The sequence below is a fragment of the Micromonospora solifontis genome, assembly GCF_003725545.1.
GTDB lineage: Bacteria > Actinomycetota > Actinomycetes > Mycobacteriales > Micromonosporaceae > Micromonospora > Micromonospora solifontis.
In genome coordinates, this window is record NZ_RJLN01000047.1 from 22,541 (window position 1) to 42,899 (window position 20,359).

Consider the following 20,359-nt stretch of genomic DNA (forward strand, 5'->3'; position numbering starts at 1 on the left):
CGTCAACCGGCCAGGCCGGCCAGCGCCACGCCGGCGCTGCCGAGCAGCCCGACCAGCACGAGCCGCCGGAACAGCACCGGATCGAGCCGGTGGAACAGCCGGTTGCCCAGCCACCAGCCCAGCGGCACGGCGGGCAGCGCGACCAGGGCCGTGCGGAGCACGTCGGCGTGCAGTTGGCCGGTGGCGGCGAACCCGGCCAGCCCCATCAGGCCGGTGCCGGCGAAGGTGGCCGCGATGGTGGCCCGGAAGGTGCGCGGGTCGTAGCCGAGCGAGTGGAAGGCGGCGACCAGCGGCGGCCCGTTGGTGCCGGTGGCGGCGGTGAGCGCGCCCACCAGCACGCCGATCGCACCGAGCCCGACCCGGCCGGTACGGATCCGGGCGTCCGACCAGACCAGCGCGACGCAGCCGAGCACCACTCCCGCGATCACCGCGCTGAGCAGCCGCTCCGGGGCGTACGCGAGCACCAGCAGGCCGGCCGGCAGCCCGAGCAGGGCGGTCGCGGTGACGGCCAGCGCCACCCGCCAGCGGGCGAAGGCGCGCTCGCGTACCGCCGTGATCAGGGTCGACCCGATGCCGGTCAGGGCGGACACCACCACGGCGCTGCGCGGATCCACCGCGGCGGCCAGCAGCGGGACGGTCACCAGCGCGTACCCGAAGCCGCTGACCGCCTGCGCGACGGTGCCGAGCAGCACGATGCCGAAGGCGGTGAGCAGGACGACGACCACGCGGTCAGCCTGATCCGGTCCGGGGCGCCCGGGCAACAGGCCCACGGCGCGGAGATCTTCGCCACACCGGCTCCCCGGCGGGCATGGCGTCGGCCACATCCCCGTTTCACCGGGAGGCGGGTCGGAGATACGGTCCGCCGGCGTGGGCAGAGCGGCCCACGAGGGAAAGGTGGAGAACGATGACGGGGAGCAACACCCACGGTGGCGTCGCGAACGCCCGACGGACCCGACTCGGTGTGGACTGGGTCCCGGCGCACGACACCGAGGCGCACGAGTACCCGGTGACCGACGGACCGGTCGCCAACCCCCGCCGCTCCCACGCCGAGGAGGACCCCGCCGGGGGCGGCGAGTCCTGACCCCACCGGCGCGGGTGACTAGGCTCGGCGGGGTGGAGCAGACCCGAACCCTGACCCCCCGTACCGCCGTGATCTGGTCGGTGCTCCGCGCCGAGCTGGATCGGCGGGCCGGCACGCAGCTCACCGTGCTCGACGTCGGCGGCGGGACCGGCGGCTTCGCCGTCCCGCTCGCCGAGGCCGGCCACCGGGTCACGGTGGTCGACGCCAGCCCCGACGCGCTCGCCGCGTTGACCCGCCGGGCCGCCGAGGCCGGCGTCGCCGACCGGGTACGCGCGGTGCAGGGCGACGGGGACGCGCTCGCCGGGCTGGTCGAGCCGGCCACCGTGGACCTGGTCCTCTGCCACTCGGTGCTGGAGGTGGTCGACGACCCGGCCCCGGTGGTGGCCGCGCTGGTCGCCGCCCTGCGCCCCGGCGGCGCGGCCAGCGTCCTGGTCGCCGGCCGGGCCGCCGCCGTGCTCACCCGGGCGATGAACGGCCACCTCGACGTCGCCGCCGCGCTGGCCGCCGATCCGGACGGCAGCGCCGGCCCGCGCGACACGCTGCGCCGGCGGTACGACGCCGAGGGCGTCGCCGCGCTGCTCACCGCCGCCGGGCTCGCCGTCGAGGAGATCCACGGGGTACGCGTGCTGGCCGACCTGCTCCCCGCCGCCGTGGCCGACGGCCAGCCGGCCGCCCTCGTCGAGTTGGAACGGGCCCTGGCCGCCCGGCCGCCGTACCGGGACCTCGCCGCCCAGCTGCACCTGTTCGCCCGCCGCCCGGCATGACCGGCCCGGCGGTGGGTCCGCTCGACCCGGTCGCGCCCCGCTACGGCGGCGGCAGCCTCGCCGACGTGCTGCCCAGCGCCTGCGCGCTGCTCGGCGTGCCCGGCGCGGTCGACCTGCTCGGCCTGGCCCCCCGGTTGGCCGGGGTACGCCGGCTCGCCGTGCTGCTGGTCGACGGCCTCGGCTGGTACCAGATCCCGACCGCCGCGCCGTACGCCCCGACGCTGGCCGGGCTGACCGCCGCGGCCGGTGTCCCGCTCACCGCCGGCTTCCCGTCGACGACCCCGACCAGCCTGGTCAGCCTCGGCACCGGGGCCGCCTCCGGCGCGCACGGGGTGCTCGGCTTCACCGTCCGGGTCCCCGGGACCGACCGGGTGCTCAGCCACATCGAGTGGGGCGGCGACCCGGAGCCGCTGCGCTGGCAGCCCGTCCCCACCTGGTACGAGCGGGCCCGCGCCGCCGGGGTCGCGGTGACCGTGGTCAGCCGCCCCGAGTACGCCGGCAGCGGCCTCACCCTCGCCGCCAACCGGGGCGGCGACTACCGGGGCGCGTCCGGCGTGGACGCCCTCGCCGCGCGGATGCTCACCGCCCTCGCGGCCGGCGCCGGGCCGGCCCTGGTCTCCGGCTACCACCCCGACCTGGACCAGCGGGGGCACGTCAGCGGCGTCGACTCGGTGCCGTGGCGGCTCGCCGCCGCCGACGTCGACCGGCTGCTCGCCCGGCTGGTCGACGGGCTGCCGCCGGACGCCGCGCTGCTGGTCACCGCCGATCACGGCCAGCTCAACGTGCCCGACGGGCACCGGATCGACCTGGACACCGATCCCCGGCTGCGGGCCGGCGTCCGGGTGGTCGCCGGCGAGCCCCGGGTCCGCTACCTGCATGTCGAGCCCGGCGCCACGGCCGACGTGGTGGCCGCCTGGTCGGCGGTGCTGGGCGACGCGGCCCGGGTGGGCACCCGCGAGGAGGCGGTGGCCACCGGCTGGTTCGGGCCGGTGCCCGAGGAGCACCTGGGCCGGATCGGCGACGTGGTGGTGATCTGCCGGGGCACGTACGCCGTGGTGGCCACCCGGTCGGAGAAGCCCGTGGTGTCGCGGCTGGTGGCGTACCACGGCGCCGACACCGCCGCCGAGATGATCATCCCGCTGCTGGTGGTGCGGGGCTGACCGGCCGGCGTGTCGGACCCGGCGGCTAGCCTGCGGGCATGGGCCGCAGCCAGTCGTTGCCCCGGGGCGGTGATCCGCGCTTCGGGCCGGACGCCGACGACACCGGCTGCCCGATCCTGCACGTCGACATGGACGCCTTCTTCGCCTCGGTCGAGGTGCGCCGCCGTCCCGAGCTGCGCGGCAGGCCGGTGGTGGTGGGTGGGATCGGGCCCCGCGGGGTGGTCAGCTCGGCGAGCTACGAGGCCCGCCGCTACGGCGTCCGCAGCGCCATGCCCACCGCCCGGGCGCGGGCGCTCTGCCCGGACGCGGTCTACCTGCCGCCCGACTTCAGCCAGTATTCCGCGGCGTCCCGGGCGGTCATGCGGATCTTCCGGGACGTCACCCCGCTGGTCGAGCCGCTGTCGCTGGACGAGGCGTTCCTCGACGTGGCCGGTGCCCGGAAGCTGTTCGGCCCGCCCGCGCGGATCGCCCGGCTGATCCGCCGCCGGGTCGCCGAGGAACAGCAGCTGACCTGCTCGGTCGGGGTGGGGCCGAGCAAGTTCGTGGCCAAGCTCGGCTCGACCCGGGCCAAGCCGGACGGCCTGCTGGTGGTGCCCGCCGCCCGGGTGCTCGAGTTCCTGCACCCGCTGCCGGTCGACGCGCTCTGGGGGGTGGGGGAGCGTTCCGCCGAGGCGTTGCGCCGGCTCGGCCTGCACACCGTCGGCGCCCTGGCCGAGGCGCCGCTCGGCCTGCTCCGCCGGGCCGTCGGCGAGGCCGCCGCGGCCCACCTGCACGAGCTGTCCTGGGGGCGGGACCCGCGCCGGGTCTCCCCGGAGCAGGTGGAGAAGTCGATCGGCGCGGAGGTGACCTTCGACGCCGACGTGACCGACCCGGCGGAGATCCGCCGGGCCCTGCTGGCCCTCGCCGAGAAGGTCGGCGCCCGGCTGCGTGCCGCCGGGCAGGTGGGGCGGACCGTGTCGCTCAAGGTCCGGCTGGCCGACTTCCGCACCGTCAACCGGTCGCGCACCCTCGCCGTGCCCACCGACACCGCACGGGAGATGTTCGACACGTCCTGGGCCCTCTGGACCGTGCTGGCCCCCGGTGAGCCGGTGCGCCTGGTCGGCGTACGCATGGAGGGGCTGGCCGCCGCGCAGGAGACGCCGCGTCAGCTCACCCTCGGCGAGCCGGAGCGCGGCTGGCGGGAGGCGGAGGCGGCGGCGGACGCGGCGGCCGCCCGATTCGGGCGTTCCGTCATAGGTCCGGCCAGCCTTCTCGGGAAGCGTGATCCCCGGCGAGTCGAAAAACCACCCCGGCCGTAGGTCGTCCCGCTTTCCGACGCGCGAGCCCCCTCGTAGACTTGACGGCAAGCAGCCGGTTGGCTGCCACGGTCTGTCGGCCCGCCCGGGTCGACCCACCTGACCGGGGAGGAGTGCCGTGCCGCTCTCGGAGCACGAGCAGCGGCTGTTCGAGCAGATCGAGCGGTCGCTTGCCGAGGACCCCAAATTCGCCTCGGCCGTGCGCGCCAGCGACCCGCGTTTCCACGCGCGGCGTCGCGTGCTCGTCGCTGCCGGCGTGGTCATCGTTGGTCTGGCCCTGCTGATCTACGGTGCCGTGATCAAAACGACCCCGGTGGCCGTGGCGGGCTTCGTCGTCATGCTGGCCTCACTGGGCTACGCGGTGCAGTCGCACCGCCGCTCCCAGTCGCCCGACCTGCACGTGGTGGGTGGCACGACCAGCCGTCGGACCCGCGGCCGGAGCAGCCGGCGGGGTTCCTTCCTCGACCGGATGGAGGACCGCTGGCGGCAGCGCCCCGAGGGGCACCGCTGACCGCGCCCCGCCCCTGACCGCGCCGGTCGCGCGCGCCCGCCGGTCGTGTTTCGGGTACCCCCCACCGCGCCCCGACCCTTCGCGGTGCCCGTCCAGTCGACGGCCCGCCAAGATCATGCTCGATCCGGGAAGTAGTGGCATCGGCACCTGCCGGGAACCACTACTTCCCTGATTTTGTGCGCAGCCCCCAGAGCGTCGCCGCCTCGACGGGGGCCCTGGAACACCCACCGAGGGCGCGGGTCCGCCCGTCCGCCGGCGGGGGAGCGCCGACGGACGGGCGGAGGATCACCGGGCCGGACGGCCCGCCAGGAGGCGACGCGGATTCCAGCGCAGCAGCCGGTCGCGCAGCCGCCCGGTGGTGGTGACCAGCCGGGTGGACCGGTCCGCCACCGCGGTCCGCCAGCGCAGCAGCACCGACGGCGGCAGCACGGTCGCCATGATCCGGGTACGCCGGTCGGCCCGGGCGGCCAGCGTGCTGCGTACCGCCCGCAGGGCCGGGTGCAGCGCCTCGCCGGTGAGGGGGTCCCGCGCGTACCGGGCCCGCTCCTCCGCCCGGCCGAGCAGCCGCACCCCGGTCACCGCCCCGGTGTCCTCGGCGAGGCTCTCCCGGGCCAGCCGCTCCGCGGTGGCGCGGGGGGTCTCCGTCCGGTCGACGCGCACCTCGTAGTCCACCAGCGTGTCGAGCAGCTCGTCCCAGGCCGCGTGGGCGTCGGCCCGGGCCCGCTCGGCGTCCACCCCGACCGTGACCTCCCGGGTGCCGCCCCGGGGACCGGGCACGGCGCCGAGCACGGTGGCCGCCGGCGTGACCGCCCGGGCCCGCCGGCGCCGCCGCAGCGCCGACCGGCGTACCGCGGGCACCGCGAGCAGCGCCAGCAGCGCGAGCGCGCCGCCGAGCCACCACGGCCAGACCGGCGACTGCTGGTTCGGGCCGCCCGCGCCGACGTTCAGGCCCTGGTCCGGGTCCTTCTCGTGGGGGTCCCGCTGGTTCGGGCCGGTGGACGGGTCGGTCGCACCCCCGGTGGGACCCACCCCCGGCGCCGACGGGGTGTCCTCCACGGCGTTGGTGTCCGGCGCCCAGGCCGAGTGGACCGAGCCCGGGATGGCCGCCGCCGGGGTGGCGTCGAACGGCACCCAGCCGATCCCGCCGAAGTAGACCTCGGTCCAGGCGTGCAGGTTCCGGTTGGTGAGCACGTAGGTGTCACCGTCGGAGTTGCTGCCGTTGGTGAAGCCGAACGCCACCCGGGCCGGGATGCCGGCGGCCCGGACCAGCCAGGCCAGCGCGGCGGCGTACTGCTGGCAGAAGCCGACCTTGGTGGCCAGGAAGTCGGTGATGTCGTCGCCGCTGGTGCCCCCCTTGGTGGAGAGCGAGTACGTGAAGCCGTTCTCCACCGAGAAGTAGTTGTAGATCGCCCGGACCTTGTCGTAGTCGTTCTGCCGGTCCTTGACCAGCTGGGCGACCAGCTTGTCGACCGCCTGCACCGACGGCGTGACGGTCTGCCCGCGCAGCACCGGGTCGTCGGCGGGCAGGGACGGCGCCGCGCGCAGCACCGCGGGGCTGTACGTCGAGCGGACGTAGTCGAACGCGTAGCGCTTGCCCCGGGAGTTCTCCCGGTTGGAGAAGATGATCTGCAGGTTCGGGTCGTAGAACCAGCTGCCGCTGAGGTCCTCGGTCTTCACCGGCTCGGCGTAGACCGGCAGCAGCGGCATGTTGAGGTTCTTGGTCACCTCGACGGTGGCCCGGTAGCGCCGCTGCTCGATGCCCCGCCCGCCGCGCTCGGTCGGATCAGGCAGGTTCCGGGTGACCGACCGTCCGTTGGGGACGCGGACCCGGAAGCCGTCCGGACGCAGCTCGTCGGCCACCCCGAACCGCAGGTAGAACGGCGCCGGCTCGTTGGTGGTCACCTTGACCAGCTCGGTCACCTCGGACTGGCTGAGCTGGCCGCTGAGCGCGGCGAACAGGTCGATCCGTCCCGGGCTGCCGCCCTGCCCCGGCCGGCCGGTGCCGTCGCCGGTGCCGTTGGCGACCGTGTTCATCAGCCCACCGGTCATCCCGGGCACGGCCAGTGGCACCGCCACGGCGACAGCCACCCCGACCACGGCCAGCCGGCGGCCCGCCGCGGCCAGCGGCGACGCCTCCCAGACGTCCACATCGCGGCCCTCGCCGGTGAACCGGCGACCGAACCGGCGGACCCGGTCCACGTTGTCGGTGACCAGCAGCCACAGGTAGCCGGCGGCGCCCACCACGAACGGGGTGGCCGGGACGCTGTCCACGTAGACCGCCACCGGCACCGAGTAGATCGCCAGCATGGGCAGGCCGGCCAGCGCCGGGCGACGCAGCCCGACGGTCAGCACGTCCACCACCACCGCCACGCCACCGATGCCGAGCACGGTGAGGAAGAGCAGCGAGTCGACGTCCGGAACCTCCACCCCGTACGAGCGCATGTCCTGCACGGAGTCGCCGAGCAGCTCGGCGAAATGGGCGAAGGTCGCCGGGGTCGGCACGAACGCCAGCAGCTCGGCGCCGCCGGGGAAGATCCAGGTCAGGCCGAGCGTGAGGCCGGCCAGCATGGCGAGGACCTGGCCCCACAGGGGCGCGCGGACGAGCCGGCTGAGCGCGGCGGCGCCGGCCACCACCGCGACCACGATGGCCGCCTCGATCAGCCAGGTCCAGCGCTGGAAGATCGCCGACAGCGGTGCCGCGGCCAGCAGGGTCGCCGCCGCGGCGACGAAACCGAGGTTGCGGTGCGCGGTCACGGGTCCACCCTTCCGGTCATCGCATGCCTCCGGCGACCGTCTCGGCCATGGCCGCGCGCAGCGCGAAGCCCTGCGAGCCGCGGCCCGCCTGCGGCCAGAGCACCGGCAGCCGGTTGCCGTGCTCCACCCCGATCACCCGCCAGCCGCTCTGCAGCAGCGCGAGCGCGGCGGCGGCGTGGGCGTGCTCCGCCTCGGCCCGGGCCTTCGCCGGAAGGTTGAGCCAGGTGGTGCTGTCCAGCAGGAAGCCCACACAGGTGGCGCCGTTGCCGCGCAGCCCGGCCAGCAGTTCGGCCTCGGCGGTGTTCAGCGCGCCGAACAGCGCGATGATCAGGCCACCGTCGGCCCGCTGCCGGACCTGCTGCACCAGCGAGGTGATGTCACCGCGCTTGTCCAGGTGCACCTGGGCGAGGTGGTCGAGGAGCAGGCCCTCGCCGCCCGCCTCGGTGGCGTCCACGTCCGCCCCGTCGCCGGTGACCAGGCGCAGCTTGTAGCCGGCCTGCCGCAGGTGCACGGCGATGCTCGCGGCGGCCGAGACCGCCCACTCGAAGCTCGCGGTCGGGCCGTCGCCCCGGTGGCCGTACGCCCGGGTGTCCAGCAGGACCGTGGCCCGGCTCTCCCAGGGCTGCTCCTCCCGGCGCACCATCAGCTCCCCGGTGCGGGCGGTCGACTTCCAGTGCACCCGGCGCAGGTCGTCGCCCATCCGGTACTCCCGGGTGGCGGCGTCGTCCTCGCCGTGCACCGCCACCGAACGGGCCCGGCTGTCGCCGCTGCCCGCGTACTCACCGGGGAGGCGGACCGACGGCAGCGGGGTGACCTGCGGGATCACGGTGAGGTGGTCGGTGCTGGGGAAGGCCCGGCTCAGCTCGCACAGCCCGAACGGGTCGGTCAGCCGGATCACCAGCGGACCCACCTCGTACCGGCCGCGCACGTCGGCCCGGACGGTGTACGCCACCGAGCTGGCCTGGTGCGCGCCGAGCCGCTCCAGCACCACCCGCGGCCGGCTGCCCAGCGCGTACGGCAGCCGGTCCTCCAGCAGCAGGGTGCCGGTGGGCAGGCGGGACAGGTTCTGCAGCCGCAGCACCACCCGGGAGCTGGCGCCCACCGGCACCCGGTGCGGTTCGAGCGACCGGTTGCAGGCGAGCTTGTAGCGGCTGCGCCCGACGTAGGCCGCCGCGAGCAGCGGCAGGATGGCGAGCAGGACCGCCACCCGCAGCAGGTCCTTCTCGCCGAGGATCGCCGCGGAGATCGCGGCGGCGACCGCGGCCGCCAGGAAGGAGCGGCCCCGGGTGGTCAGCCCGCGCAGCCCGTCGCGCACCTCACGGCCTCCGCGGCTCGTACGGTCCGCGCCCGTTGCCCGGGGCGGGCCGGGTGTCGTACGGCGAGCGCTTGCGGTCGTGCGGCAGCGGCAGCCGGTGCACCAGCTCGGCGACGATCGCGTCGGTGGTGCGGCGGGCGAGCTGGGCGTCGGCGGTCGGGATGATCCGGTGCGCCAGCACCGGCACCGCGAGCGTCTGCAGGTCGTCCGGGAGGACGTAGTCCCGGCCCTCCAGGGCGGCCACCGCGCGGGCGGTGCGCAGCAGCTGGAGGGTGGCTCGCGGGGACGCGCCGAGCCGCAGGTCGGGCGCTTCCCGGGTGGCGGTGACCAGGTCGATCGCGTACTGCTTGACCGCGTCGGCGACGTGCACCTGGCGGACGTGGCCGATGAGCCGGCGGACGGTGGTCGCGTCGGAGACCGGACGCAGCTCGTGCAGCGGGTCGGCGGCTCCGTGCCCGTCCAGCATGGCCAGCTCGGCGCCGGCGTCCGGGTAGCCCATCGCGATCCGGGCGGTGAACCGGTCGCGCTGCGCCTCCGGCAGCGGGTACGTCCCCTCCATCTCGATCGGGTTCTGGGTCGCGATCACCATGAACGGGGTCTGCAGCTGGTAGGTCACCCCGTCGACGGTGACCTGCCGCTCCTCCATGCACTCCAGCAGCGCCGACTGGGTCTTCGGCGAGGCCCGGTTGATCTCGTCGCCGACCACCAGGTTGGCGAAGACCGCACCCGGCCGGAACTCGAAGTCGTGCGTCTCCTGGTTGTAGACGCTGACCCCGGTGACGTCGCTGGGCAGCAGGTCGGGGGTGAACTGGATGCGGCGGACCGAGCAGTCGATCGAGCGCGCGAGGGCCTTGGCGAGTTTGGTCTTGCCGACGCCGGGTACATCCTCGATCAGCAGGTGACCCTCGGCGAGCAGGACGGCCAGGGCGAGCCGGACCGTGGCCGTCTTGCCCTCGATGACCTGCTCGATGTTGGCCACGATGGCCTCGCTGGCGGCGCGGAACTCGTCGTGCGGCAGCAGACCGCCCACCTCGTCCCAGGTCTGTTGTGTCACGGGCCTCCTCCTCGTCGCCTGGACGGCAGCTCTGTATAGAGCACCTGGACCCGCCGTTGGGTTCGCGACGCCGAGCCTCGTCTGCCGCAGAAATCTCACTGGTCTCTCAGGCTAACCATGTTTCTCGTTGTCGCCGACCCCCGCAGGCGGTCGGTCGGTTACGCCCGGAATATTCGCCGGACCGGGGGACGGGGTACACTGCCGGCATGGCCGGAGCCTTCCTGCTTCTTACCGAGCCGTGCTGATGCGCTGAACGCGCGACAGCACGGCCGCCCCTCCTGCGCGAGGGGCTTTTTTGTGTCCGCAGCAGACCTCCCCATACCCGACCTGACCCGCGCCGAGGAGACGCCATGAGTGAGGCAGCCGCACCGGCGACCGACATCCCCCCGTTCCGGTACACCTCGGCCCTGGCCGACGAGATCGAGCAGCGCTGGCAGGACACCTGGCAGCGGCAGGGCACCTTCCACGCGCCGAACCCGACCGGCCCGCTGGCCGACCCGGGCCACCCGCGGGCGGGCGCCGAGAAGCTGTACGTGCTGGACATGTTCCCGTACCCCTCGGGTGCGGGCCTGCACGTCGGCCACCCGCTGGGCTACATCGGCACCGACTGCTACGCCCGCTACCAGCGGATGGCCGGGCGCAACGTGCTGCACACGATGGGCTTCGACGCGTTCGGCCTGCCCGCCGAGCAGTACGCGGTGCAGACCGGCACCCACCCGCGGACCACCACCGAGGCGAACATCGAGCGGTTCAAGGCGCAGCTGCGCCGGCTGGGGCTGGCCCACGACGAGCGGCGCTCGGTGGCCACCATCGACACCGACTTCTACCGCTGGACCCAGTGGATCTTCCTGCAGATCTTCAACTCCTGGTACGACCCGGAGGCGCGGAAGGCCCGGCCGGTCGCCGAGCTGATCGCCGAGTTCGAGGGGGGCGTCCGGCCCACCCCGGACGGCCGGCCGTGGGCCGAGCTGACCGTGGGCGAGCGGCGGAAGATCGTCGACGACCACCGGCTGGCGTACGTGTCGGAGGCGCCGGTCAACTGGTGCCCGGGGCTGGGCACCGTGGTGGCGAACGAGGAGGTCACCGCCGACGGCCGCTCCGAGCGGGGCAACTTCCCGGTCTTCAAGCGGAACCTGAAGCAGTGGATGATGCGGATCACCGCGTACGGGGACCGGCTGCTGGCGGACCTGGACAGTCTGGACTGGCCCGAGCCGATCAAGCTGATGCAGCGCAACTGGATCGGGAAGTCCACCGGCGCGCACATCGACTTCCCGACCGACGCCGCCCCGATGCGGGTGTTCACGACCCGACCGGACACCGTCTTCGGCGCCACCTACCTGGTGCTGGCCCCCGAGCACGAGCTGGTCGACGTGCTGGTGCCGGCCGCCTGGCCGGCGGGGACGAGGGACGCCTGGACCGGCGGGCACGCCAGCCCGCGGGCCGCCGTCGAGGCGTACCGGAAGGCGGCCGCGGCCAAGACGGACGTGGAGCGGCAGGCGGAGAGCAGGGAGAAGACCGGCGTCTTCGTCGGCTCGTACGCCACCAACCCGGTCACCGGTGGCCGAATCCCGATCTTCATCGCCGACTACGTGCTGGCCGGCTACGGCACCGGCGCGATCATGGCGGTGCCCGCCCAGGACGAGCGGGACTGGGACTTCGCCGAGGTCTTCGACCTGCCGATCGTGCGTACCGTGCAGCCGCCGGCCGGCTTCGACGGCAAGGCGTACACCGGGGACGGCCCGGCGATCAACAGCGCCGCGCCCGACCGCGGCCTGGACCTGAACGGCCTGGGGGTGGCCGACGCCAAGGCGCGGATCATCGAGTGGCTGGAGGCCAACGGGCACGGCGCCGGCGCGGTCACCTGGCGGCTGCGGGACTGGCTGTTCTCCCGGCAGCGCTACTGGGGCGAGCCGTTCCCGATCGTGTACGACGAGACCGGTGCGCCGATCGCGCTGCCCGAGTCGATGCTGCCGGTCGAGCTGCCCGAGGTGGACGACTTCTCGCCGAAGACGTTCGACCCGGAGGACGCGCAGAGCAACCCGGAGACCCCGCTGTCCCGGCGCCGCGACTGGGTGGAGGTGGAGCTGGACCTGGGCGACGGGCCGAAGCGCTACACCCGGGAGACCAACGTGATGCCGCAGTGGGCCGGCTCCTGCTGGTACGAGCTGCGCTACCTGGACCCGACCAACTCCACGCGCTTCGCCGACCCGGAGAACGAGGCGTACTGGATGGGGCCGCGCTTCGCTGGCGACTGCGGGGGCACCGACCTGTACGTCGGCGGCGCCGAGCACGCCGTGCTGCACCTGCTGTACGCCCGCTTCTGGCACAAGGTGCTGTACGACCTGGGCCACGTCTCGTCGTTCGAGCCGTTCCGCCGGCTGTTCAACCAGGGCTACATCCAGGCGTACGCGTTCACCGACCCGCGCGGCGCCTACGTGCCGGCCGAGGAGGTCGTCGAGGTCGACGGCCGGTACTTCCACGGCGAGACCGAGGTCACGCGCGAGTACGGCAAGATGGGCAAGTCCCTGAAGAACGTCGTCACCCCGGACGAGATGAGCGCGGCGTACGGCGCGGACACCTTCCGGGTGTACGAGATGTCGATGGGTCCGCTGGAGGTGTCCCGCCCGTGGGAGACCCGGGCGGTGGTCGGCTCGTACCGCTTTCTGCAGCGGGTCTGGCGGGCCGTGGTCGACGAGCAGACCGGCGCGGTACGGGTCACCGACGCGCCGGCCGACGAGGCGACCCGGCGGCTGCTGCACAAGGTCATCGATGGGGTCCGCGGCGACATGGAGGCGATCCGGTTCAACACCGCGATCGCCAAGCTGATCGAGCTGACCAACGCGCTGACCCGGCTGCCCGAGACCCCGCGCGAGGTGGCCGAGCCGCTGGTGCTGATGCTGGCCCCGTTCGCCCCGCACATCGCCGAGGAGCTGTGGGCCCGGCTGGGCCACTCCGCCTCGCTGGCGTACGCGGACTTCCCGACGGCCGACCCGGCGCTGCTGGTCGCCGAGACCGTCACCTATCCGGTGCAGGTCAACGGCAAGGTGCGGGGCCGGGTCGAGGTGGCCGCCGACGCGTCCGAGGACGACGTCCGGTCGGCGGCGCTGGCGGCGGTGGCCGGTGCGCTGGGCGGCAAGGAGCCCCGCAAGGTCATCGTGGTGAAGGGCCGGATGGTCTCGGTCGTCGCCTGACCGTCCCGTTCCGTCGCGCAGTTTCCCGGAAATCGGGCTGGCCGGTGGGCCGTCCTGGATGGGTGAAAATGTGGGGCGGCCGGCCGGCTGGACGTCGTGACTTCTTTGGTGTTGTGAGCCCGTCGGAAATCGGACGCGGGAGCTGGGCTGGTGCCCTGGATTGTTGCTGTGAGCACGTGAGTCAAACTCTGCGTACTTCGGCTCCCGTCCGGTCGGCCGCCTGGATGCACTCTACGAGGCCAGGGGGTGGCTGGTGGCGATCGATGTGGTGGTCGAACGCGCGGCGGGGTTGGACATCGCTAAGGGATCACTGGTGGCGTGTGTGCGGGTGCCCCGCGATGGCGGCGGCTACCGGGTTCACAAGCGTAAGTTCTCGACCCTCACCGCGGGGTTGTTGGAGTTGGCTGGGTGGCTGGCCGAGCACGAGGTGACCCGGGTCGGGATGGAGTCGACCTCGGACTATTGGAAGCCGGTGTTCTACCTGCTGGAAGACCAGTTCGAGTGCTGGCTGCTCAACGCCCGGCACATGCGGGCGGTGCCGGGCCGTAAGACCGACATGGCCGACGCGGAGTGGATCGCCGATCTGGTCGCCCATGGCCTGGTACGGCCGTCGTTCGTGCCCCCTGTCCCGATCCGTAGGCTGCGGGACCTGACCCGCCGCCGGGCGTTGTTGACCGCTGAACGCACCCGGGAGAAGCAGCGCATGGAGAAGCTGCTCGAAGACGCCGGGGTGAAGCTGTCGATCGTGGCCACCGACATCTTCGGTGTCTCCGCCCGGACCATGATCGAAGCGCTGATCGCCGGGGAACGTGACGGCCAGGTGCTGGCCGAGTTGGCCAAGGGCCGCATGCGTGCCAAGCGCCGCGACCTGGCCCAGGCCCTCCTCGGGCGGTTCAACGAGCATCACGCCTTCCTCGCGGAGATGATCCTGGCCAACGTCGACCACCTCGACACCATGATCGCGCAGCTCGACGCGCGTATCAGCCAGCAGGTCGCCCCTTACCAGGCCCAGATCGACCTGCTCGACACCGTGCCCGGCATCGACCAGGCCGGCGCGCAGGCCATCCTCGCCGAGATCGGCCCGGACATGTCCCAGTTCCCCACCCCTGGCCATCTGGCCTCCTGGGCCGGGGCCTGCCCGGGCAACAACAAGACCGGCGGCGTCAGCCGACCCGGGAAAGCCCGCCCCGGCAACCGGTGGCTGCGAGCCGCTCTCGGTATCGCCGCCCTCGGCGCCGTCCGCACCCGCAACTCCTACGCCGGCGCCCTGTTCCGACGCATCGCCGCCCGCCGCGGCGGCAAACGCGCCCACAAAGCCGTCGCGCACAGCCTGCTCACCGCGATCTGGCACATCCTCGCCGGAGGCGTCGAACACCACGACCTCGGCGCCGACTACCACCTCAACCGACACAACCCCGACCAACTACGCCGCCGCGCCATCGCCCAACTCGAACGCCTCGGCTACCACGTCGACCTGACCCCAACCGCCGCCTGACCAGCAACGGAGGTTCATTTTCGAGTCAAGAGTGGCCATCCGCCGGAGGATGGCCACTCTTTCCGTGTTCGAGGCCCCTCCGAGGGTGGCGGCCCGGCGGGGCCGAGGCCCCTCCGGGGTGGTCCGGCGGTGGCTAGCGGCGGCGGCGCTCGGCCCGCCACCAGCGGTGGATGATGACCACGCTGGCGATCAGGCCGAGGCTGGCCGGGGCGGCGGCGTACCAGTTGACGCCTCCCGGCGAGCTGACCGCGGCGCCGATCGCGGCGTACCCGAAGGCGGTCGGCGCGGCGGCGATGACGCTGCCGGCCAGGAACGGCAGCACCCGGGCCCCGGTGGTGCCGTAGCCGTAGCTGACCAGCCCGAAGCCGGCGATCGGCAGCAGCCGCACGGTGATCACCCCGAACACGCTCTGCCGGGCGAACCAGCCGTCCAGCCGGGCCAGCCGGCCGCGCACCCGCTCGGCGACGAACTCCCGGCCCAGCAGGCGACCGACGGCGAAGCCGAGCGCCGCGGCGAGCAGCGCCGCGCCCAGCGAGTACGCGGCACCGGGCAGTGGCCCGAAGATCGCCCCCGCGGCCAGCGTGACGAAGGTCCGCGGGACCAGCGCCACCAGCAGCAGCGCGCCGGCGACGATCGCCGCTACCGGGGCGTACCCGCCGAGAGAGTGGGCGAGCCGGGGCAGCTGGGTCAGGTCGGGCCGGGGCGCCAGCAGCAGCGCCAGCCCGAACCCGGCGAGGAGCAGGAGCAGCAGCCCGAACCGGCGCGCCGACGGCTGCCGGAGCAGCCGGACGAGCCGGTCGGACGCCGGTCGTCGCCGCCGCGGTCGGGCGGCGCCGGTCACGGCCGGGCGGCGGCGGCCACCGCGGCGCGGCGTTCGGACCGGAGCCGCTCGGCCCAGGTGTCGTCGAGCGCGGGCAGCTGGTGGATGCCGGTCGCCCAGCGCAGCAGCAGGTCGGCCAGGGCCGGGTTGCGGGCCAGCGCCGGGCCGTGCGAGTAGGTGCCCAGCAGCTTGCCCCGCCAGGCGCCCTCGGTCGTGCCGTCGTTGCCCACGCCGGCGGTCACCCGGGCCAGCGGCGACACGTCCGCGCCGAGGTGGGTCCGCCCGCCGTGGTTCTCGAAGCCGGTCAGGTGGGGGATGCCCAGCCGTGGGTCGACCTCACCGGCCAGCTCGCCGACCGCCCGGATCGGACCCCGGTCGGAGGAGATGTCCAGCAGGCCCAGCCCGGTGCACCGGGCGCCCTTGGCGAAGAACGAGGTGCCGAGGAGTTGGTAGCCGGCGCACACGCCGAACACCACCGAACCCTGGGCCACCGCCCGGTGCAGGCCGCCGTCGGCGATCAGGCGCTGGGCGCCCAGCGCCTGCGGGCCGTCCTCGCCGCCGCCGATCAGGTAGATGTCGGCGGTGGTCGGCAGCTTCTCGTCGGAGCGGACCTCCAGCACCTCGGCCGGCATGCCGCGCAGCTGGGCCCGGCGGGCCAGGATCAGCGCGTTGCCCCGGTCGCCGTAGGTGGAGAGCAGGTCGGGGTAGATCCAGACGATGCGCAGGCTCTCAGTTGACACGGTCCAGCTCCGCTCGGATGTCCTGGAAGGCGGTGTAGTTGGCGATGACCTCCAGGCGGCCCGGTGGCACCGCCCGGATCGCCTCGTCGAAGCTGCGGACGTGCTGGAACGGCACCCCGTTGACGTCGAGCCGCACGGCCAGGTCGTACGCCCGGTCGCCGGTGATCAGCACCTGCCGGCCGCGCAGCGGCGCGAAGTCGACGTCGAAGAGCCAGGAGGTGTCCAGCCCGTCGGGGTCCCGCGCGTTGATGGAGAGCAGGGTCGGCGCGACGTCCGCCATGTCGAACGCCTCCAGCCAGCTGGCCGGGTTCTTCGCCAGCAGCAGCCGGATGTTGCGCCCGTCCCGGTCGACCTGCGCGTAGCGGCCGGCGACCGAGGTGACCGCGCCGAGCCGGGAGACCGCGTCCACCGGCCGTACGCCGAACTCGGCGGCGACGGCGAGGGCGGTGGCCGCGTTGCCGAGGTTGACCTTGCCGGGCAGCTGGAGCTGCACCTTGTGCCAGGCGCCGGTGGGGTCGAGCACGCCGTCGTCCTCGACGGTCCACTGCGGCGCCGGGCGGCGCAGCGGGCAGCCGGTGCACCACCACTGCTCGCCTGAGCGCTGGATGGTGGAGCCGCACTCCGGGCAGACCCAGGAGTCGTCGTGCCAGCGCTGGCCGGCGCTGAACCAGGTGACGTGCGGCGGGATGTGGCCCTGGGCGGGGTCGGCCGGCGGGGTGGCCGCCCACACCACCATCGGGTCGTCGGCGTTGGCGACCACCCGGATGTCCGGGTGCCGGACCAGCGCGGCGCGCCAGAGCTGCGCCATCATGGCGACCTCCTTGGCCCGGTCGAGCTGGTCGCGGGAGAGGTTGAGCAGCGCCACCACGTGCGGCTCGGTGGACTCCAGCACCTGGGCGAGGTAGTGCTCGTCGACCTCCAGCACCGCGTACGGGGTGCTGCCGGCCTTGGCCAGGGCGGAGGTGTGGCCGGTGGGCATGTTGGCGCCGAAGGAGTTGGTGGCCACCCGGCCGAGCACGCCGACGGCGGCGGTGGTGAGCCGGGTGGTGGTGGTCTTGCCGTTGGTGCCGGACACCAGCGCGATGGCGCGGCCCGCCGAGAGGTGGGCCAGCAGGTCCGGGTCGATCTTGAGGCCGATCCACCCGCCGATCACCGAGCCGTCGCCACGGCCCGCGGCCCGCGACAGCGCCGCGGCGGTCCGTGACACGGAGCTGGCCACCTTTGCCCGCAGGGGCATCTTCGCGTCCGTCACGGCAGCGAGGTTACCGGACCTCGGGGCCCGCCAGATCGCCGCCGACGGCGATCCGTTCGGCCGAGGACGCCCGGCGGACGGCCATCGGCCGCTCCGCCGGACGGAGTCGATCAATGTCGGGTAGCGGACCGGCCCGGGGGCGCGCCGACCCCCTCCACTCCGCCCCACCCCCTTTGACGTGCTCTTTTGCGCGCGCAAACGCCGCGCCACGCGGGCGTTTCTGGTTGCAGGTGGAGGGAAGTGGAGTAGAGTGGGGCGCGATGGTGGGGCCGGGAGGGCCACACCGGCCCGGGGGGTCAGCGGCGCCGCGAACGCCGCTCAGGGCGAGGGGGTTGGGCCGATGTTCCTCGGCACCCACACTCCGCGCCTGGACGACAAAGGCCGGTTGATCCTTCCGGCGAAGTTCCGGGATGAGCTGGCGGGGGGTGTCGTGATCACCAAAGGGCAGGAGCGCTGCCTCTACGTCTTCCCGATGCCCGAGTTCCAGCGGATCGCCGACCAGTTGCGCGCGCAGCCGATGACCAGCAAGGCGGCCCGGGCCTACAGTCGGGTCTTCTTCGCCAGCGCGCACGACGAGGTCCCGGACAAGCAGGGGCGGGTCACCATCCCCGCGCACCTGAGGTCCTACGCCGCGCTCGACCGGGACCTGGTCGTGATCGGCGCGAGCACCCGGGTGGAGATCTGGGACAAGGCGGCCTGGGAGGCCTACCTCGCCGAGAGCGAAGACGACTTCGCCGACATCGAGGAGGGGGTGCTGCCCGGCGGTCTGTAGGGCGTGACGGCGCCCGACGTACTGCGAGATCTCCAGCCGCTTTCGAGTTCCTGGCACCCCTTCCCCGGTGCCAGGCGCACGATCCGATACGGAGGGCCGCGGCCTCCGGCGGGCGGGAGCGGATGGGGATCTGGCGGTATGACGAGGCGTCGTGACGACAACGGACGCGACATGGACGGAAGTGGGTCTCAACCAGTGGGGGTCGACATGGGGGAGCTACGCGGCACGCACGTGCCGGTGCTGCTCGAGCGGTGTCTCGAGTTGCTCGCCCCCGCGCTGGGGCGGACCGGACGCACCGTCCACGTCGACGCCACGCTGGGCCTGGCCGGCCACGCCGAGGCGGTGCTCGAGGCGCACCCGAACACGGTGCTGATCGGCCTGGACCGGGACACCGAGGCGCTCGCCCACGCGCGCGTCCGGCTGGCCCGGTTCGCCGACCGGATCCACCTTGAGCACGCCGTCTACGACGAGCTGCCCGAGGTGCTCGACCGGCTCGGCTACCCGGCGATCGACGGGGTCCTGTTCGACCTCGGCGTCTCGTCCCTGCAACTGGACGCGCCCGACCGCGGGTTCGCGTACGCGCAGGACGCGCCGCTGGACATGCGGATGGACCAGACCCGGGGGGTGACCGCCGAGGAGGTGGTCAACACCTACGCCCACCCGGATCTGGCCCGGGTGCTGCGGGTGTACGGCGAGGAGAAGTTCGCCGGGCGGATCGCCTCGGCGATCATCCGGGAGCGGGAGCGCGCCCGGATCACCTCGTCGGCGCGGCTGGCCGAACTGGTCCGGGAGAGCATTCCGGCACCAGCCCGGCGAACCGGGGGACACCCGGCAAAGAGAACGTTTCAGGCTTTACGGATCGAGGTAAACAGGGAACTGGCAGCGCTGGAGACGGCGCTGCCGGCCGCTCTGGACAAGCTCACCGTGGGCGGCCGCATGGTGGTCCTGTCCTACCACTCGCTGGAGGACCGGCTCACCAAGCAGGCGCTCGCCGACCGGGTCCGCAGCAAGGGCCCGGTCGACCTCCCGGTCGAACTGCCCGGGTCGGGCCCGACGTTCCGGCTGCTCAGCCGGGGCGCCGAGCTTCCCGGGGAGGCCGAGGTCGCGGCCAATCCGCGCGCCGCCTCGGTGCGGCTGCGGGCCGCGGAGCGGCTCGACCCGGAGGCGACCCGGCAGGGGCGTACCGACCGCGAACGGTACCGCCGCCGGGTGAAGGCGATGCACCAACCGGGGACGGGGTCACCGGGGTCCGGCGAGGACCCGGGTTCGGCTCCGGGGGACGGGAACGGGACGGACGAAGAGGGGGAGGGGACATGAACGTCGACAAGCGCGACGGCCGGGACGCCGTCGGGCAGCGCGCACCGCGGTCGGGGGGCCGGACCACGGCGCAGCGCAGCACGCGGACCACGACGGCGGGGGACGACCGCCGGCAGGAGACTCGCGCCCGGGGGGCGCGCGAGTTTCCCACCCAGGGCAACGCCGCCCTGCGGCCGGCGGAGCGCACCCGGACCACCGACGCCACGGCGCCGCGGCTGCGGGTCGCCCCGCCGCCGCCGGTGCGTGTGCCGCGCGCCCCGTTCGCCGGGCTGATCGTGGTGCTGGTGGTCGGCGGGGTGCTCGGCATCCTGGCGGTCAACACGAAGATCAACGAGAACGCCTTCCGGCTGGAGAAGCTCGAGCAGCAGCAGGCCCGGCTCGACGTCGACGAGCAGGAGCTGAAGAAGGAGATCGCCGACCAGAAGGCCCCCGGCAACCTCACCGCCAACGCCCGCCGGCTCGGCCTGGTCGAGTCGGAGGACCCGGCGTACATCCGGCTGCCGGACGGGAAGATGATCGGCGTTCCGCGCCCGGCGGAGGGCGCGCCGTCCATCACCAGCCAGCAGGGCAACGGAGGCTGAGCGGTGCCGCCGAGATCGGAGGATCCGCGCCGGGACGCCACGGGCTCCCGGCGCGGCTCGTCCCGGGGCGGCGAGCCCCGGGAGCCGGGCGTCGGCGGCATCTCCGACGCCCGGGCGTACACCCCGCGCGGGCGGACCATCCGGGAGGGCGGCGGGGCCGCCCGGGCCGGCGGGGGCGGGGGCGCCGAGCAGCGGCGTACCCCACGGAGCAACCGCTCCGGCGACCCGTTCCGGCCGGCGCTGCCACGGATAGCCCG

The 20,359-nt window shown here is 74.1% G+C and carries 17 protein-coding genes and 1 pseudogene; 11 read left to right on the forward strand and 7 right to left on the reverse strand.

Translation table 11 applies throughout. From position 1 onward, the window contains the following. Positions 1-2: 2 nt before the first annotated feature. Complete coding sequence (locus EFE23_RS17195) at positions 3-725, reverse strand: sulfite exporter TauE/SafE family protein (protein ID WP_158675878.1); 723 nt, start codon at positions 723-725, stop codon at positions 3-5. Positions 726-904: 179 nt separating this feature from the next. Here EFE23_RS17195 and EFE23_RS28545 point away from each other — a divergent pair, with 179 nt between their 5' ends. The 5 genes from EFE23_RS28545 (at position 905) to EFE23_RS17215 (ending at position 4,811) form a co-directional block, all read left to right on the forward strand. Continuing rightward, the gene (locus EFE23_RS28545) at positions 905-1,081 is read left to right on the forward strand and encodes a hypothetical protein (protein ID WP_199737114.1); all 177 of its coding nucleotides are present in this window, start codon (positions 905-907) and stop codon (positions 1,079-1,081) included. Positions 1,082-1,095: 14 nt separating this feature from the next. Then, positions 1,096-1,845, forward strand: a complete 750-nt coding sequence (locus EFE23_RS17200; protein ID WP_199737115.1) for a methyltransferase domain-containing protein — start codon at positions 1,096-1,098, stop codon at positions 1,843-1,845. Further along, complete coding sequence (locus tag EFE23_RS17205) at positions 1,842-3,005, forward strand: alkaline phosphatase family protein (protein ID WP_123241953.1); 1,164 nt, start codon at positions 1,842-1,844, stop codon at positions 3,003-3,005. The genes EFE23_RS17200 and EFE23_RS17205 overlap by 4 nt, the downstream gene beginning before the upstream one ends. 38 nt (positions 3,006-3,043) lie before the next feature. Then, positions 3,044-4,303 carry a DNA polymerase IV gene (locus tag EFE23_RS17210; protein WP_123241954.1) on the forward strand — a complete coding sequence of 420 codons (1,260 nt, stop codon included), beginning with the start codon at positions 3,044-3,046 and terminating at the stop codon, positions 4,301-4,303. 115 nt (positions 4,304-4,418) lie between these two features. Then, positions 4,419-4,811, forward strand: coding sequence for an SCO2097 family morphological protein (locus tag EFE23_RS17215; RefSeq protein WP_123241955.1), 393 nt, complete (start codon positions 4,419-4,421; stop codon positions 4,809-4,811). Between the two features lie 285 nt (positions 4,812-5,096). On the opposite strand, the gene EFE23_RS17220 is transcribed toward EFE23_RS17215, so the two are convergent. From EFE23_RS17220 to EFE23_RS17230, 3 genes are read right to left on the reverse strand one after another with little or no spacing between them, the layout of a single operon-like run. Beyond that, the gene (locus EFE23_RS17220; RefSeq protein WP_123241956.1) at positions 5,097-7,565 is read right to left on the reverse strand and encodes a transglutaminase TgpA family protein; all 2,469 of its coding nucleotides are present in this window, start codon (positions 7,563-7,565) and stop codon (positions 5,097-5,099) included. 16 nt (positions 7,566-7,581) lie between these two features. Beyond that, entirely contained in the window at positions 7,582-8,880 is a 1,299-nt protein-coding gene (locus EFE23_RS17225) for a DUF58 domain-containing protein (RefSeq protein WP_123241957.1), read from the reverse strand. Between the two features lies 1 nt (position 8,881). Beyond that, positions 8,882-9,934 carry an AAA family ATPase gene (locus EFE23_RS17230; RefSeq protein WP_123241958.1) on the reverse strand — a complete coding sequence of 351 codons (1,053 nt, stop codon included), beginning with the start codon at positions 9,932-9,934 and terminating at the stop codon, positions 8,882-8,884. Positions 9,935-10,284: 350 nt separating this feature from the next. Here EFE23_RS17230 and leuS point away from each other — a divergent pair, with 350 nt between their 5' ends. Further along, positions 10,285-13,125: a leucine--tRNA ligase gene (leuS, locus tag EFE23_RS17235; RefSeq protein WP_123241959.1), complete on the forward strand. Its 2,841-nt coding sequence runs from the start codon at positions 10,285-10,287 to the stop codon at positions 13,123-13,125. A 253-nt stretch (positions 13,126-13,378) separates the two neighbouring features. Further along, positions 13,379-14,620, forward strand: coding sequence for an IS110 family RNA-guided transposase (locus EFE23_RS17240; protein WP_199737116.1), 1,242 nt, complete (start codon positions 13,379-13,381; stop codon positions 14,618-14,620). Between the two features lie 133 nt (positions 14,621-14,753). On the opposite strand, the gene EFE23_RS17245 is transcribed toward EFE23_RS17240, so the two are convergent. Genes EFE23_RS17245 through EFE23_RS17255 form a run of 3 tightly spaced genes read right to left on the reverse strand, consistent with a single transcriptional unit; the run spans position 14,754 to position 17,417 of the window. Further along, positions 14,754-15,461 (reverse strand): TVP38/TMEM64 family protein, encoded by a 708-nt coding sequence (locus EFE23_RS17245; protein WP_123241960.1) that lies wholly within the window; start codon positions 15,459-15,461, stop codon positions 14,754-14,756. Beyond that, positions 15,458-16,180, reverse strand: coding sequence for a type 1 glutamine amidotransferase (locus tag EFE23_RS17250; protein WP_123241961.1), 723 nt, complete (start codon positions 16,178-16,180; stop codon positions 15,458-15,460). Before EFE23_RS17250 ends, EFE23_RS17245 begins: the two co-directional genes overlap by 4 nt. Beyond that, complete coding sequence (locus tag EFE23_RS17255) at positions 16,170-17,417, reverse strand: MurT ligase domain-containing protein (protein WP_123241967.1); 1,248 nt, start codon at positions 17,415-17,417, stop codon at positions 16,170-16,172. Before EFE23_RS17255 ends, EFE23_RS17250 begins: the two co-directional genes overlap by 11 nt. 355 nt (positions 17,418-17,772) lie before the next feature. On the opposite strand from EFE23_RS17255, the gene mraZ reads away from it, so the two are divergent. The 4 genes and pseudogenes from mraZ to EFE23_RS17275 form a co-directional block, all read left to right on the forward strand. Next, complete coding sequence (gene mraZ / locus EFE23_RS17260; protein WP_089006009.1) at positions 17,773-18,204, forward strand: division/cell wall cluster transcriptional repressor MraZ; 432 nt, start codon at positions 17,773-17,775, stop codon at positions 18,202-18,204. A 207-nt stretch (positions 18,205-18,411) separates the two neighbouring features. Beyond that, positions 18,412-19,521 carry a 16S rRNA (cytosine(1402)-N(4))-methyltransferase RsmH gene (rsmH, locus tag EFE23_RS17265; protein ID WP_123241968.1) on the forward strand — a complete coding sequence of 370 codons (1,110 nt, stop codon included), beginning with the start codon at positions 18,412-18,414 and terminating at the stop codon, positions 19,519-19,521. Further along, positions 19,518-20,102, forward strand: coding sequence for a cell division protein FtsL (gene ftsL, locus EFE23_RS17270; RefSeq protein ID WP_123241962.1), 585 nt, complete (start codon positions 19,518-19,520; stop codon positions 20,100-20,102). The genes rsmH and ftsL overlap by 4 nt, the downstream gene beginning before the upstream one ends. 3 nt (positions 20,103-20,105) lie before the next feature. Next, positions 20,106-20,359, forward strand: a pseudogene (locus EFE23_RS17275) (penicillin-binding protein 2); the annotation flags it as partial.

Coding starts and splice junctions, on each gene's coding strand:
- EFE23_RS28545 (WP_199737114.1), top strand. CDS start 905: ATGACGGGGAGCAACACCCACGGTGGCGTCGCGAACGCCCGACGGACC.
- EFE23_RS17205 (WP_123241953.1), top strand. CDS start 1,842: ATGACCGGCCCGGCGGTGGGTCCGCTCGACCCGGTCGCGCCCCGCTAC.
- EFE23_RS17210 (WP_123241954.1), top strand. CDS start 3,044: ATGGGCCGCAGCCAGTCGTTGCCCCGGGGCGGTGATCCGCGCTTCGGG.
- leuS (WP_123241959.1), top strand. CDS start 10,285: ATGAGTGAGGCAGCCGCACCGGCGACCGACATCCCCCCGTTCCGGTAC.
- EFE23_RS17255 (WP_123241967.1), bottom strand. CDS start 17,417: ATGCCCCTGCGGGCAAAGGTGGCCAGCTCCGTGTCACGGACCGCCGCG.
- mraZ (WP_089006009.1), top strand. CDS start 17,773: ATGTTCCTCGGCACCCACACTCCGCGCCTGGACGACAAAGGCCGGTTG.
- rsmH (WP_123241968.1), top strand. CDS start 18,412: ATGGGGGAGCTACGCGGCACGCACGTGCCGGTGCTGCTCGAGCGGTGT.
- ftsL (WP_123241962.1), top strand. CDS start 19,518: ATGAACGTCGACAAGCGCGACGGCCGGGACGCCGTCGGGCAGCGCGCA.